Here is a 15,336-nt window from a genome sequence, read left to right as displayed (position 1 = left end):
CAGGTAACCGCGATTGACCGAAATCCCGGAATCGAAACACGGTGCGTGCGGCGCGTATGCGGGACCGGCGCCGCTTAGTAGTTTTGTAGCCGTGACTGGGGCCTTTTCACGCGCGATACCCGCGCAGTACGAGCGGTCCCGGCACGCACCCGAGCCCCGCACACTGATCGACATCCTCTACGACACGGCGGCCCGTCATCCCGACGCGCCGGCCATCGACGACGGCGAGGTCCAGCTGACCTACGCGGAGATGATCTCCGACATCGAGGAGAGCGTCGACTGGCTGGCCGCCAGGGGCATCGGGCGCGGCGACCGCATCGGGATCCGGATGCCGTCGGGCAGCTACGCGCTGTACGTGGCGATCCTCGCGACCCTGGCCACGGGTGCCGCCTACGTTCCCGTCGACGCGGACGACCCCGACGAACGGGCCGACCTGGTGTTCAGCGAGGCCGGGGTGGTCGCCATCATCACCGAGGCCGGACTGATCCGCGCGCAGGGCTCCTCACGCGGGTGGCGCGCGGCATCTCCCCTCGGACGCGACGACGCCTGGATCATCTTCACCTCCGGTTCCACCGGCACCCCGAAAGGGGTGGCGGTCACGCACCGCAGTGCGGCGGCGTTTGTCGATGCGGAAGCACGAATGTTCCTGCAGGACAACCCGATCGGTCCCGGCGACCGGGTGCTCGCCGGTCTGTCCGTTGCGTTCGACGCGTCGTGTGAGGAGATGTGGCTGGCGTGGCGGAACGGCGCGTGCCTGGTGCCCGCACCACGATCGCTGGTGCGCAGCGGTATGGATCTGGGTCCGTGGCTGGTGTCGCGGGACATCACGGTGGTGTCGACGGTGCCGACGCTCGCGGCGTTGTGGCCTGCCGAGGCGCTCGAGTCGGTGCGGCTGCTGATCTTCGGCGGTGAGGCCTGCCCTCTCGAGTTGGCGGAGCGTCTTGCGGTCGAGGGTCGCGAGGTGTGGAACACCTACGGCCCCACCGAGACGACGGTCGTGGCGTGCGCGGCGCGGCTGCGCGCCTGGGGTCCGGTGAGCATCGGGCTGCCGCTGCCCGGGTGGGATCTGGCGGTGGTGGACCGCGACGGCGTGCCGGTGTCGTATGGCGAGGTCGGTGAACTCGTCATCGGCGGCGTCGGGTTGGCCCGCTATCTGGATCCGGAGAAGGACGCCGAGAAGTACGCCCCGATGCCCACGTTGGGGTGGGATCGCTGCTACCGAAGCGGTGACCTGGTTCGCCTGGAGAGCGACGGCCTCTACTTCCAGGGCCGCGCCGACGACCAGGTCAAGGTCGGCGGCCGCCGGATCGAGCTCGGCGAAGTCGACTCGGCGCTGGTCAACCTCCCGGGCGTCAGCGGCGGGGCGGCGGCGGTGCGCCGCACGGCCAGCGGCACCCCACTGCTGGTGGGCTATATCGCCAGCACTGACCCGTCGTTCGACCTCGCCGCGGCCCGCGCGAGGCTGGCCGAAGCGCTGCCCGCAGCCCTGGTCCCGCGCCTGGTGCTCGTGGCCGAACTGCCCACCCGCACGTCGGGGAAGGTCGACCGCGACGCACTGCCGTGGCCACCTCCCGGCGAACCCGTGGCCGAGGACGCCTCCGACCTTGCAGGGACGATGGGCTGGGTGGCCAGCCTGTGGCGGGACGTCCTCGCCGCGCCGATCGAGGGGCCCGAAGCCGACTTCTTCGCGCTCGGCGGCGGATCGCTGTCCGCCGCGCAGCTGGTGGCCGCGCTGCGTCAGCGATATCCCCAGGTGACGGTCGCCGACCTCTACGACCATCCCCGCCTCGGATCGCTGGCCACCTACCTCGACGAGTTGAAACCACCGCCGCGGGTACAGACACGTGTGGTCAAACCGACGCCGCGGCTCGCCCAAGCCGTTCAGATGGCCCTGTCGCTGCCACTGGCCACGCTGACCGCGCTGCAATGGGTCGTCTGGCTCGCCCTTGCCAACAATGTCGCGGCCGAACTGGACCTCGTGCCGTGGGCGAGGCCGCTTGGCTGGTGGTGGGTCGCTGCGGGCTTCCTGGTGTTCGTCACACCACTAGGCCGGATGGGCATCGCGGCGCTCTTCGCGCGGATGCTGCTGTCCGGGCTGGAACCCGGCACCTACCCTCGTGGCGGCGCGGTGCACCTGCGGGTGTGGTTCGCCGAACGTCTCGCGGAGGCAAGTGGGGCGGAGAACCTGGCCGGGGCGCCGTGGCTGGTGTACTACGCCCGCGCGCTCGGCAACAAGGTGGGCAAGGGCGTCGACCTGCACTCGGCTCCTCCGGTGACCGGCATGCTGAAGCTCGGCCACCGCAGTTCCGTGGAGCCCGAGGTCGATCTGTCGGGACACTGGATCGACGGAGACAACTTCCACGTCGGTCGCATCACCATCGGCAACGACGCCACCGTCGGTGCCCGCACCACCCTGCTGCCCGGCTCGGTCGTCGGCAAGAACGCGGACGTCGCCCCGGGTTCCGGCGTGGTCGGCAAGGTCAAGAACGGCCAATACTGGAAGGGCTCGCCCGCGGTGAAGTCGGGCAAGGCCCGCCATCCGTGGCCGGATCACCGCCCGCCACGGGCACCGCTGTGGGTGGCCGTCTACGGCGTGACGTCTCTGCTGCTCGGTGCCCTTCCACTGCTGGCGCTGGGCGTCGGCCTCGCCGTCATCGGTTGGGGCGTGCGTGACGCGAAGACGGTGTCGGAGGCCATCGCACCCGCCGCGCTGTGGACCCCGGTGGCGACGGTGGCCGCCGTGTTGACGTACGCACTGCTGACGGTGATCGGGGTGCGGGTGCTCTCGCTGTGGCTGAGCGAGGGCTATCATCCCGTGCGCAGTCGCGTCGGCTGGCAGATATGGGCGACCGAACGACTGATGGATGCCGCGCGGAACTACCTCTTCCCGCTGTATGCCAGCCTGTTGACCCCGTGGTGGCTGCGCGCGCTCGGAGCGAAAGTGGGCCGGGGTACTGAGATTTCGACGGCGCTACTGACGCCGAAGTTCACGGTCATCGAGGACAGTGCTTTCCTGGCCGACGACACCATGGTCGCCTCCTATGAACTGGGAGGCGGCTGGATTCATGTCGCGCAGGCGACCATCGGCAAGCGCGCGTTCCTCGGTAACTCCGGCATCACCCAACCGGGCCGCAAAGTGCCCGACGACGGGCTCGTCGCCGTACTGTCGGCCACACCGCACAAGGCGAAGGCGGGGTCGTCGTGGCTCGGTAGCCCGCCGGTTCGGTTGCGGCGCAAGCCGACCGCGGCCGACACGCTGCGCACTTTCCATCCCTCGGGGCGGCTGAAGATCCTGCGCGGACTGGTCGAGACCTGCCGGCTCGTTCCGCTCATCGTCACCTTCGCGATCGGTGTCGCCGTGCTGCTGACGCTTCAGTGGCTGGCGGCGACCTTCGGCTGGCTGTGGCCGGCGCTGACGGGCGGCGTCGTCCTGTTGGTGGCGGGTGCGATCGCAGGCACTGTCGCGGTGATAGCGAAATGGCTTGTGGTGGGCCGTATCCGCGCGATCGAGCACCCGTTGTGGTCAGCGTTCGTGTGGCGCAACGAGGTGTCGGACACGTTCGTCGAGACCGTCGCAGCGCCGTGGTTCGCCCGCGCCGCGACCGGCACACCGGTGATGAACCTGTGGCTGCGGGCGCTCGGCGCGTCCATCGGCCGCGGCGTGTGGTGCGAGACGTACTGGCTGCCCGAGGCCGATCTGGTCACCCTCGGTGATGGCTCGACCGTCAACCGCGGCTGTGTGGTCCAGACGCACCTGTTCCACGACCGCATCATGCGGATGGACACCGTGGTGCTTGAGGAGGGTTCGACTCTGGGTCCGCACTGTGTCGCGTTGCCCGCGGCCCGGATCGGCGCGGGTGCGACGGTCGGCCCGGCCTCGCTGGTGATGCGTGGTGACGAGGTACCACCATCGACGCGCTGGTTGGGCAATCCGATCGCGCCGTGGAATCTGTTCCGCAAGAAGGACAGCGGTGTCACCACGCCCAAGACGGCAGAAGACGCCGCCGCGTGACCGGGAGCAAGAAGAAGGGCAACCCACCGGTCATCGACCCTTACCTCCCGGCCAACGGCAACTTCGGCTACCGAGTGTCGCGCTACGAACTCGACCTCGAGTACAAGGTGGCGATCAACCGGCTCACCGGGACGGCCACCATCACCGCGGTAACGCTGGCCGCACTGCGCACTTTCACCCTCGACCTGTCGCATGCGTTCACGGTCACGAAGGTGACCGTCAATGGCCGACGGCCGGAGCGGTTCAGGTCGTCGCAGAACAAGCTGCACATCGGCCTGTCAGAGGCCCTGCCCGCCGGCGCGGCGATGTCGATCGTCGTGCGGTATGGCGGCACTCCCAAGCCGATCCACTCCCTTTGGGGGGAGGTCGGTTTCGAAGAACTGACCGAGGGCGTCCTGGTGGCTGGGCAGCCCAACGGTGCGGCCTCGTGGTTCCCCTGCGACGACCACCCCAGCGCAAAGGCGATCTTCGCCATCCGCATCAGCACCGAGAGCCCGTACTACGCACTGGCCAACGGTGAGCTGGTGTCGCGGCGCGCGCGGGCGGGCATGACGACCTGGACATACGAACAGGCTGAGCCTACGTCGACCTATCTGGTGACGCTGCAGATCGGGATGTACAACCGTCACCGTATGGCGAAAAACGGCGTCCAGATGCACGCGGTCCTGCCGGATCGGTTGCGGCACAATTTCGATCGTGACTTCGCCGATCAGCCGAAGATGATGAAGCTGTTCGTCAAGTTGTTCGGACCCTATCCCCTGGCGACCGGCTACACCGTCGTGGTCACCGACGACGACTTGGAGATACCGCTTGAGGCGCAAGGTATCTCGATTTTCGGGGCGAATCACTGCGACGGCAATGGCAGCGCCGAGCGATTGATCGCCCATGAACTCGCACACCAGTGGTTCGGCAATTCGGTGACCGCCCAGCGTTGGCGCCACATCTGGCTGCACGAGGGCTTCGCCTGCTACGCCGAGTGGTTGTGGTCGGAGCACTCGGGCGGTCGCAGCGCCGACGAATGGGCGCAGCACTACTACCAGCGACTGGCGGATTCGCCGCAGAACCTCATCCTGGCGGACCCGGGCGCGCGCGACATGTTCGACGACCGCGTGTACAAGCGCGGTGCGCTCACCCTGCACGTGCTGCGGCGGCGCCTCGGTGACGACAACTTCTTTGCCCTGCTTCGTGATTGGACGGCACGACACCGGCACAGCACCGTGGTCACCGACGACTTCACCGGGCTGGCGTCGAACTACACCAACGACTCCCTGAGGCCGCTGTGGGCAGCGTGGCTCTACTCCCCCGAGCTACCCGCCCTGGATGTCTCGTCGTGACAGACGCAGGCACCCCGGCCGGTCCCGCCGCGCGAGCGAGCGTTGCCCGGGTCGGCGCCGCCACCGCGCTGACCGCGCTGTGCGGCTACGCCGTGCTCTACCTCGCCGCGCGCGACCTCGAACCGGCCGGGTTCGCGGCATTCGGTGTCTTCTGGGGGGCGTTCGGCCTCGCCACCGGTGCCGCGTTCGGTCTGTTGCAGGAGACGACGCGTGAGGTGCGCTCGGCCGACTACAGCGAGGTCGTCACCGGCCCGCAGGCCCATCCCATGCGGGTGGCCGCGCTCGTCGGAGTCGCCGCTGCGGTCGTGATCGCGGGCAGCTCACCGCTGTGGTCGGGATATGTGTTCGCCGACGAGCGGTGGCCGTCGGTTGCGCTGCTGGCCGTCGGCCTCGCGGGCTTCTGCCTTCACACCACGCTGATGGGCGTGCTCGCGGGGCTGAACCGGTGGACGGCGTACGGCTCGCTGATGGTGACCGACGCTGTGCTGCGGGTGATCGTGGCCACGACAACGTTTTTGGTGGGTTGGGGGTTGATCGGATACCTGTGGGCGACGGTGGCGGGCTCGATCGCCTGGCTGATCATGTTGATCGTCTCCCCGGCCACCAGAACCGCGGCGAACCTGATGACACCCGGCGGCACGGCCGCGTTCCTGCGCGGGACGGCGCACTCGATCGCCGCAGCAGGCGCCAGCGCTGTCCTGGTGATGGGCTTCCCGGTGTTACTCAAGGCGACATCCGGTGATCTGGGTGCGACGGGTGGGGTCGTCATTCTGGCCGTGACGCTTACGCGCGCCCCGCTGCTGGTACCGCTCACCGCGATGCAGGGCAACCTGATCGCCTATTTCGTCGACCAGCGCACGCGCCGGCTGCGGGCGCTCATCACACCTACCGCAGTGGTGTTGGCGGTCGGGCTGCTCGGCGTGCTGGCCGCAGGAATCTTCGGACCGTGGTTGCTCCGCAGCGCATTCGGTGCCGACTACGTCGCCACCGGGTCACTGTTGGCGTGGTTGACCGCAGCGGCAATCGTCATCGCACTGCTGACCCTGACCGGCGCCGCGACGGTGGCGGCGGCACTGCACCGGGCGTACTCGCTGGGCTGGGTCTCGGCGACCGTCGCGGCAGCGGCGCTTCTCCTCCTGCCGATGAGCCTCGAGACGCGCACCGTGGTCGCGCTGACATGCGGGCCACTGGTGGGGATCGCGGTGCACCTCGCCGCGCTCGCTAGGGCTTCAGATGGGTTACGCCCGTAGCGTCGGTGACGTCCCGCTGAGCAGCGCCGCCAGCAGCTCGATTCGCTTGTCCTCGAGTTCAGGCTGCGGCAGCACCGCACGCACGATCGCCGCGCCGTCGAAGGCGTTGGTGAGTATCGCCACCAATGCGATGAAGGTCTCGTCCGGAATCTGCTCGGCGCCGGGAAGCGCCCTTGCGGCCTCGTAGATGTTCGCCGCATATTCGGCGAGCACCTCTCTCAGAGTGCCCCTGAGCTTTTCGTCCGTGCGCGCCGCGACCATCAGCTCATACATGACGGTGTTGGTGGCGTTACCGGTGACGTCGCGCAGGATGGTGAGCGCGGCCTCCAACGCCGGCTCGTTGGCCGGTATCTCGGCCACCCGCTTCGAGAACAGTCCCAGTTGCCGTCGCATCACCTCCTGGGCGGTGGCGGCCATGAAGTCACCCATGGTCGGGAAGTGGCGGAACAGCGCACCGTCGGATACGTTGGCGCGCTTGGCGATCATCGCCGCCGACGCCCGTGCGTATCCGACATCGACAATGGTGTCGATGCTGGCGTCGAGCAGCCGCGCGATCGTTTCCTCCCGACGTTGCTGCTGAGTTCGTGCCATGTCAGGCAAGCGCTTTCGCGTGCGAAGTGGTGCCCGCTCGCAGGAAGTGGCCGGACTTCACCGTCATGCCGTAACCCTCGCAGAACTCACCCTCGCGGAACACGACCTTGCCGCCGACGGCGGTCGCCACCACGGTGGAATCGTTGCGATTGACCATGCGGCTCAGCCCGCCGTAGAACGGCACGCTCTCTTCGTGGTAGCCGTTCACCGAGTCGTCGAGGTGTTCGGGATCGATGACGACGAAGTCGGCACGTTCACCCTCACGGAGAGTGCCTGCGGCAAGGCCGAACCATTCGGCCACCTCGGCGCTGAGCCGGTACACCGCCCGCTGCACCGACAGGAACGGGCGACCCGCCAGCTCGGCGTCACGAACGCGCTTGAGCAGACGCAACGGAAAGTTGTAGAACGCCATGTTGCGCAGGTGGGCACCGGCGTCGGAGAACCCCATGTGGACGGACGGGTCGGCGGCGAGCCGGTCGAGATACTTGGGCCGGTGGTTCGCCACGATCGTCGTCCACCGCACGTTGCGCTCACCGTTCTCGACGAGTACGTCGAGGAATGCGTCGAGCGGATGCAACCCGCGCTCGTCGGCGATCTGACCGAAGCTCTTCCCGATCAGCGACTTGTCCGGGCACTCGACGATGGTCGCGTCATGGAAGTCCCGGTGCCACAACGACGGTCCGAGCTTCTTCTTGTCGAAGGAGCGGCGGAACCGGCGCCGGTACTCGGTGTCGGCCAGTAGTTCGTTGCGCTCGATCTGGTCACGCAGATGCAGTGCGGCGGTGCCGGCACCGAACTCCTCGAACACCGGCAGGTCGATACCGTCGGAGTACAGCTCGAACGGAACGGGCAGATGCTGAAAACGCACGAACGAGTCCAGCACTTTGTTGAGAAGCCTGACGCCGGGCCCCAGTACGTGCACCGCTCCCGTCGCGGACTTGGCGTCCGCCGACACCAGCAGGCTCACCCGGACACCGGGACGACGACCGAACCACCCGCTGCTGGTGAGGAAGAACATCAGCGCCGACATCGGTTTCACGGTGTTCGGCGCACTCTGCAGAATGCGACGGTGCTTGCGCAGCACCGAGATCAGCTTGCGTCGCTCACGCCAGGTGGCGAACGTCGACGGCAGTGCCCGTGACCGATAACGATCGCCGTCGAGTTTGTCGATCGGTGCATCCATGCCCGACAACCCGAGAAGCCCTGCGTCCAACGCCTTCTCGAGCATCGCCGCCATCCGGTCCAGCTCGGCAGGTGTCGGCTTGACACCCTCGGTCGTCGCGCGGTCCAGCCCGAGGACGCTGGTGCGAAGGTCGGAATGGCCGAGCATCGAGCCGATGTTCGGACCCAGCGGAAGTTCGTCGAGTGCACGCACGTACTCGGCGGGGTCGGACCACGTCTTCTTGGCTTCGAGGGCGCCGTGGACGAACTTGCGCGGCACCGCCTCCACGCGGCTGAAAAGGTCGGCGGCGTCATCGGCATCGGCATAGACCGTCGACAGCGAGCAGTTGCCGAGCAGCACCGTCGTCACGCCGTGACGGACCGACTCGCGCAGGCCCGGATCGAGCAACACCTCGGCGTCATAGTGCGTGTGCACGTCGATGAAGCCGGGCACGATCCACTTGCCCGTCGCATCGATCACGTCGGGGCAGCCCGTCTCGTCGAGGGGGCCGGCCGACACGGTCGCCACGATTCCGTCGCGGATGCCCAGGGTGCGGACTTGCGGGGCGGCACCGGTCCCGTCGAACCAGAGGCCGTTGCGAACGATCACGTCGTAGGTCATGACGGCGACCTTACAACAGAAAGTAAGTACTCACAATCTTTCTTGCCTTTGAAAGTACCCGCAGGCAGGACGACACCGCGAGCAGCCGCGCGCCGCTTACTAGACTCACCCCGGTGGCGGCTCCGATGACGTGGATGGTGACTGGCGGAGCTGGCTACATCGGCTCCCACGTGGTCCGCGCCCTGATGGACGCCGACATCCAGGTGGTTGTCATCGACGACCTGTCCACGGGGCTGGAGCAGTTCGTCCCCGCATCGGTGCCGTTCGTGCGCGGCACCCTGCTGGACGGGGACCTCGTCACGCAGACCCTGCGCGACCACCACGTCGACGGCGTCATTCACATCGCCGGGTTCAAGTACGCCGGAGTGTCGGTCCAGCGGCCACTGCACACCTACGAGCAGAACGTCTCGGCAATGGTGACGCTGCTCAAGGCGATGGAGGCCACGGGCGTCGACAAGATGGTGTTCTCGTCCAGCGCGGCCACCTTCGGCACCCCGGATGTCGACATCGTCACCGAGAACACCCCGACGCGACCGGAGTCGCCCTACGGTGAGACCAAACTGATCGGCGAGTGGCTGCTGCGCGACGCCGGCCGCGCCTCTGGTCTGCGGCACACCAGCCTGCGCTACTTCAACGTGGTCGGCTCCGGTTCGGACGAACTGTTCGACGCCAGTCCGCACAACCTGTTTCCGTTGGTGTTCAACGCGCTCTTCCGGGGCGAGACGCCACACATCAACGGTGACGACTACCCGACACCGGACGGGACATGCGTGCGCGACTACATCCACGTCACCGACCTTTCGCTGGCTCACGTCGCCGCCGCGGTACGGCTCGTCGCCAACGAGCCGGTCGAGCCGGTGTACAACCTCGGCAGCGGGGACGGCACGTCGGTGCGCCAGATCATGACGGCGATCCGGGACGTCACCGGGATCGACTTCGAACCGACGATCAAACCCAGGCGGCCGGGAGACCCGGCCCGCATCGTCGCGTCGGGCGACCTGGCCAAGCGTGACCTGGACTGGCAGATGCGGCATTCGCTGCGCGAGATGGTGGCCTCGGCGTGGGAGGCGCGCAGCCGGGCCGGCGACAACTATCCCGCGTGAAAAGCACTACGAGCCAAGCCAACTGGGTCGCCCGCACCGCAGCCGCGCTGATCGCGGTGCAACTGGTCATCCGCGCGGTGCTCGCCTTCAACGGCTATTTCTACTGGGACGACCTGATCCTCATCGGCCGTGCGGGCACCCAGAACCTGCTGTCCGTGAACTATCTGTTCGACGACCACGACGGTCACGTCATGCCCGGCGCGTTCCTGGTCGCCGGCGCCATCACCCGGGTCGCCCCGCTGCAGTGGTTCCTACCGGCGATCAGCCTGATCGTGCTGCAGCTGCTGGCGTCGCTGGCGCTGCTGCGGGCGCTGCACGTGATCCTGGGCTGGCGGCCCGTGTTGCTCATTCCGCTGACCTTCGCGCTGTTCACCCCGTTGGCCGTACCCGGCTTCGCCTGGTGGGCTGCCGCGTTGAACTCGCTGCCGATGCTGGCGGCGCTGGCCTGGGTGTGCGGGGACGCTGTTCTGTTGGTGCGCACCGGAAATCAACGCTATGCCGTGTCGGGTCTGCTGGTCTATTTCGGCGGTCTGTTGTTCTTCGAGAAGGCGGCCGTCATCCCCTTTGTCGCGTTCGCGATCGTCGCTCTGCTCGCGCACGTCACGGGCACCGGATCACTGACGACGGTGTGGCGTCGCGGGATTCGACTGTGGGTCTCGGCCCTCGCGGTCACCGCGGCGTGGATCGCCGTCTATCTCGCCGTCGTCGACCAGAAACGGTGGACCCTCGACTGGTCGATGACCTGGGATCTGTTGAGTCGCTCGGTGACGCACGGCATCGTGCCAGGACTCGATGGCGGGCCGTGGGATTGGCAACGCTGGGCGCCGGCGTCGCCTTGGGGTACACCGCCGCTGACCGTGATGGTTCTGGGCTGGGTGGCCCTGGCGGTCGTGGTGGCGGTGACGGTTGCGCGCAAGCGGCGCATCGGCCCGGTGTGGCTCGTCGCGGTCGGCTACGCGGTGGCATGCCAGATACCGATCTACCTGATGCGGTCGTCGCAGTACACCGCCCTCGAGTTGGCGCAGACCCTGCGGTACCTGCCCGATCTCGTGATCGTGCTGGCACTGCTGGCGGCCGTCGGTCTGTGCGCACCCAACCGCGAGGGTGCGGAGTGGCTTGACGCATCACGCGCCAGGACGGCCGTAATCGTCGTCGCGACAACCGCATTCATGGCGAGCAGCTTGTACTCGACGATGACGTTCCTGACGAGCTGGCGGGACAACCCGGCCCAGCCCTACCTGCAGAATGCCGTAGCGGGACTGGCCGCCGCGTCGTTGGAATCCAGCGCTGCGATGCTCGACCAGGAGGTCGACCCGCTGGTGTTGCAGCGCGTGGTCGGACCCGAAAACCGGGCCAGCCACATGTTCGCCCTGCTGCGCCACCGGCCCGAGTTCGCCTCGGCCACAACGGACTTGCGCATGCTGGACAGTTCCGGTCGATTGGTGGATGCGAAGGTCACCTGGGTCCGCAGCATCGTCGACGGCCCCGAGCCGCAATGCGGCTACCTGGTGCAACCGGACTTCCCGGTGCGGATGCCGTTGGACGGCCCGCTGCTGCCCGCCGATTGGACCGCGGAGATCAACTACCTGGCCAACAGCGATGGATCGCTGACGATGTCGCTTACGGAGGGGGTCGAGGTGAAGGTGCCGGTGCGGCCAGGCCTGAACCGGGTCTTCGTCCGGCTCCCAGGCGCCGGCGACGCGATCGACGTCCGGGCCAACACCGCGGCGTTGTCGGTGTGCATCTCGCCGGGACCGGTCGGGTTCGTCGCTCCCAGATAGGCCGCCGCGTGTCACGCTGTCCCCCATGACAGATGTGCGTGAGCAAGGATTCGAGGTTTTCCGCGAGCTGCTTCCCGGCGTGCTGCCGGAGGGCGACGTCGAGATCCCGGAAGGGTCATTCGGAAGCGAGATGCTGCCGCTGGTGATGGACAACGTCTTCGGCAGGTTGTGGACCCGCGACGGGCTGAGCCGGCGCGACCGCAGCCTTGTCACGCTCGGCATCCTCATCGCGTCGCGGGCGACCGACGAGCTGCAGATTCACGTCCAGATCGCGCGCAACAACGGCCTGACCGAAAACGAGATCGCCGAGGTGATCTACCACTCGACGGGCTATGCCGGATTCCCGGCGGCCAACTCAGCCCTGCGGGTGGCGGGTGAGCTGTTCGGCGCCAAGAGCTGACGGACGCGCCGCTGGTAGCTGGAGCCACCTAGGAGAATCGAACTCCTGACCTATTCATTACGAGTGAATCGCTCTACCGACTGAGCTAAGGTGGCGTGCCCGTTTCGGGGCGGCACGAGTCTACGACAGGGCACACCGAGGGCCCAACTCAGTCACGCAGAGCACGGCCGACGGTGGCCACCATCGCGTCGACCGCGAACTTCGGCTTCACGTTCATATCCAGCGCCTCGCGGCAGTCCAGCACCGCCTCGATGCAGCGCAGCAGCTTCTCCGGTGACGCGTGCGCGGCTATCGCGGCGACCCGCTCACTCATGTCGGGGTGGTTCGGGGCGATGGTGTCGGCGCCGGCGGACACCAGCAGTGCATCCCGGAAGTACGTGGCCAGGTCGATCAGCGCCCGGTCCAGCGCGTCGCGTGACGCCCGCGTCTTACGCGACTTCTGCCGTCGCTCAAGATCTTTGAGCGCCCCCGCCGCACCGCGCATCGTGCCAGCAGTGCCCTTGCCGGTGCCGCCGGCACCGAGCGCGGTGCGCAACTCCTCCGTCTCGAGCTCGTTGCGGTCGACCGTCAGCGACACCGCCTCCGCCTCGGCGGTGGCGACCAGCTCCTCGGCGGCCGCATACGCGCGCGACGGGGTCGCCGCGTCACGGGCCAGCGCCAGGGCCCGCTGCCTGCGCTCACGGGCCTCGTCGTCGACGGCCAGTCGTCGCGCCCGCCCGACATGGCCGCCGCTGACCGACGCCGCCCAGCGGGCCTCGTCGGGCGCCAGCCCGTCGGTGTCGATCAGGACCTGAGCGATGGCATCGACCGGCGGCGTCACCAGCGCGACATGCCTGCAGCGCGACCGCAGGGTGATCGCGATGTCCTCGGGGTCGACCGACGGTGCGCACAGCAGGAACACCGTCGACGGCGGCGGCTCCTCAACGACCTTCAGCAGCGCATTTGCCGCGCCCTCGGTCAATCGGTCGGCGTCCTCGATCACGACGATCTGCCAGCGTCCGGTGCTCGGCCGTCTCGACGCGATCTGCACGATGGTGCGCATCTCGTCGACCCCGATGGACAGGCCTTCGGGGACGATGCGCCGCACGTCGGCGTGGGTGCCCGCCATCGCCGTCGAGCAGGCGCGGCACTCACCGCAGCCGGGCACCCCGTCGCTGGTGCACTGCAGCGCGGCGGCGAAGCACAGCGCCGCGATCGATCGGCCCGATCCGGGCGGCCCGGTGATCAGCCAGGCGTGGGTCATGGTGTGCCCGGCGGAGTCGGACCCAGAAGTGTGAGACGAATCACCCCGGGCGGCCTGTGCAGCTGCCACCAATTCCGCTTCTACTGCCTGCTGGCCCACCAGACGTGAAAAAACACCGGTCATCGCAGATAACAGTAGTGCTGCGAAGCGACACGTCAGCCCCACAGGGCTCGTTTGCGCCTTTTCGAGTCCGCGCCGACCGATACGGTTGACCAGTGACCAATTCGGCCATCCCCATCAGACGAATCGGTGCATTCGTCCGCTGGGTCGCGCGTACGCCGTGGCCGGTGTTCACCCTCGGGATGCTGCAGGCCGACATCATCGGCGCCCTGCTGGTCCTGAGCTTCCTACGGTTCGGACTGCCGCCCGAGGACCGCATCCAGCTGCAGGATCTACCGGCGTTCAACCTCGCGGTGTTCCTGGGTTTCCTCTTCATCTCGTTCACGACGGCCTCGTATATGAGCCTGCGGCTGCTGATCCCTGTGATCCGCTGGCAGCGCCGCGACACGCTGCTCACCGAAACCGACCCGGCCGTGACCGAGCTGGCCCGCGTCCGCGCGCTGAAGATGCCCTACTACCGCACCATGATCAACGTCGCGAACTGGCTGCTGGGGTCGGTCGTGTTCATCGTCGCCAGCTGGCCGGTGGCCAGCAAGTCGGCGCCGGTCGTGTTCGTCGCCAGCGGGCTGGGCGCCACGGCGACGGCGATCATCGGATATCTGCAGTCGGAGCGGGTGTTGCGGCCCGTCGCCGTCGCCGCGCTGCGTGGCGGGGTGCCCGAGAACTTCCGCGCCCCCGGGGTGATCCAGCGCCAGGTGATGACGTGGGTGCTGTCCACCGGCGTGCCGATCCTGGCGATCGTGCTGGCGCTGGTGGCGAGCAAGTTCGAGGTGCTCACCGCGCCTGCGGACAAGCTGACCACGCCGATCCTGCTGCTGGCCATCGCGGCATTGGTCATCGGGCTGTTCGGCACGGTGCTGGTCGCGATGTCGATCGCCGACCCGCTGCGCCAGCTGCGGTGGGCGCTGGGCGAGGTGCAGCGCGGCAACTACAACGCCCACATGCAGATCTACGACGCCAGCGAGCTGGGCCTGCTGCAGGCGGGCTTCAACGACATGGTGCGTGACCTCGCCGAACGACAGCGGCTACGCGACCTGTTCGGCCGCTACGTCGGCGAGGACGTCGCCCGGCGGGCGCTGGAACGCGGCACCGAGCTCGGTGGCCAGGAGCGCGATGTGGCCGTGCTGTTCGTCGACCTCGTCGGGTCGACACAGCTGGCGGCCACAATCCCGGCCGGCGAGGTCGTGAACCTGCTCAACGACTTCTTCCGGGTGGTCGTCGACACGGTCAACCGCCATGGCGGCTTCGTCAACAAGTTCCAGGGCGATGCGGCGCTGGCCATCTTCGGCGCACCGATCGAGCACCCCGACGCGTGTGGCGCTGCGCTGGCCGCGTCGCGCGAGCTGCACGACGAACTGATCCAGGTGCTGGGCCAGACCGAATTCGGCATCGGGGTGTCGGCCGGCCGCGCGATCGCCGGACACATCGGTGCGCAGGCCCGATTCGAGTACACCGTCATCGGCGACCCGGTCAACGAGGCCGCGCGGCTGACCGAGTTGGCCAAGCTCGAGCCGGGGCATGTGCTCGCGTCGGCCATCGCGGTCAGCGGGGCGCTGGACGCGGAGGCACTGTGCTGGGACGTCGGCGAGATCGTCGAACTGCGCGGGCGGGTGGCCCCCACACAATTGGCGAGGCCGCTGAACCTGGTGTCACCGGAGGACGCGGCTTCCGCGCCCCAATCTGAGCCCGAACCGGTTGTGGAGGAGAAGGCCTGACCTT

10 protein-coding genes and 1 tRNA gene are annotated in these 15,336 nt (G+C 68.0%); 7 read left to right on the top strand and 4 right to left on the bottom strand.

The genetic code is table 11. From position 1 onward, the window contains the following. The first annotated feature begins 91 nt into the window (after positions 1-91). Genes H7J93_RS09300 through H7J93_RS09290 form a run of 3 tightly spaced genes read left to right on the top strand, consistent with a single transcriptional unit; the run spans position 92 to position 6,596 of the window. The gene (locus H7J93_RS09300) at positions 92-4,012 is read left to right on the top strand and encodes a Pls/PosA family non-ribosomal peptide synthetase (protein WP_372507833.1); all 3,921 of its coding nucleotides are present in this window, start codon (positions 92-94) and stop codon (positions 4,010-4,012) included. Further along, entirely contained in the window at positions 4,009-5,346 is a 1,338-nt protein-coding gene (locus H7J93_RS09295) for a M1 family metallopeptidase (protein WP_267305999.1), read from the top strand. The genes H7J93_RS09300 and H7J93_RS09295 overlap by 4 nt, the downstream gene beginning before the upstream one ends. Further along, on the top strand, positions 5,343-6,596 hold the full coding sequence (locus H7J93_RS09290; protein ID WP_267305998.1) for a polysaccharide biosynthesis protein: 1,254 nt from the start codon (positions 5,343-5,345) through the stop codon (positions 6,594-6,596). Before H7J93_RS09295 ends, H7J93_RS09290 begins: the two co-directional genes overlap by 4 nt. Here H7J93_RS09290 and H7J93_RS09285 read toward each other — a convergent pair. Next, a complete protein-coding gene (locus tag H7J93_RS09285) occupies positions 6,585-7,187 on the bottom strand; it encodes a TetR/AcrR family transcriptional regulator (protein ID WP_267305997.1) in 603 nt (200 codons plus the stop codon). The two genes, H7J93_RS09290 and H7J93_RS09285, sit on opposite strands and share 12 nt — an antisense overlap. Position 7,188: 1 nt before the next feature. Further along, entirely contained in the window at positions 7,189-8,970 is a 1,782-nt protein-coding gene (locus tag H7J93_RS09280) for an N-acyl-D-amino-acid deacylase family protein (RefSeq protein ID WP_267305996.1), read from the bottom strand. 125 nt (positions 8,971-9,095) lie between these two features. On the opposite strand from H7J93_RS09280, the gene galE reads away from it, so the two are divergent. Genes galE through H7J93_RS09265 form a run of 3 tightly spaced genes read left to right on the top strand, consistent with a single transcriptional unit; the run spans position 9,096 to position 12,254 of the window. After that, positions 9,096-10,073, top strand: coding sequence for a UDP-glucose 4-epimerase GalE (gene galE / locus H7J93_RS09275; protein WP_267306051.1), 978 nt, complete (start codon positions 9,096-9,098; stop codon positions 10,071-10,073). Further along, positions 10,070-11,854: a hypothetical protein gene (locus tag H7J93_RS09270; protein WP_267305995.1), complete on the top strand. Its 1,785-nt coding sequence runs from the start codon at positions 10,070-10,072 to the stop codon at positions 11,852-11,854. The genes galE and H7J93_RS09270 overlap by 4 nt, the downstream gene beginning before the upstream one ends. 25 nt (positions 11,855-11,879) lie before the next feature. Next, positions 11,880-12,254, top strand: a complete 375-nt coding sequence (locus H7J93_RS09265; RefSeq protein WP_267305994.1) for a carboxymuconolactone decarboxylase family protein — start codon at positions 11,880-11,882, stop codon at positions 12,252-12,254. Positions 12,255-12,273: 19 nt separating this feature from the next. Here the strand turns inward: H7J93_RS09265 and H7J93_RS09260 are convergent. Together H7J93_RS09260 and H7J93_RS09255 are read right to left on the bottom strand one after the other, a co-directional pair. Beyond that, positions 12,274-12,349: transfer RNA gene (locus H7J93_RS09260), tRNA-Thr, on the bottom strand. A 53-nt stretch (positions 12,350-12,402) separates the two neighbouring features. Continuing rightward, on the bottom strand, positions 12,403-13,620 hold the full coding sequence (locus H7J93_RS09255; protein ID WP_267305993.1) for a DNA polymerase III subunit delta': 1,218 nt from the start codon (positions 13,618-13,620) through the stop codon (positions 12,403-12,405). A gap of 92 nt (positions 13,621-13,712) precedes the next feature. Between H7J93_RS09255 and H7J93_RS09250 the strand changes: the two genes are divergently transcribed. Beyond that, positions 13,713-15,332: an adenylate/guanylate cyclase domain-containing protein gene (locus tag H7J93_RS09250; RefSeq protein WP_267305992.1), complete on the top strand. Its 1,620-nt coding sequence runs from the start codon at positions 13,713-13,715 to the stop codon at positions 15,330-15,332. Positions 15,333-15,336: the final 4 nt, after the last annotated feature.

Origin of the sequence: Mycobacterium barrassiae (genome assembly GCF_025822765.1) — a bacterium.
Taxonomy (GTDB): domain Bacteria; phylum Actinomycetota; class Actinomycetes; order Mycobacteriales; family Mycobacteriaceae; genus Mycobacterium; species Mycobacterium barrassiae.
Note: the sequence above shows the minus strand (reverse complement) of the source record. Positions and strands in the feature narration are given on the sequence as shown.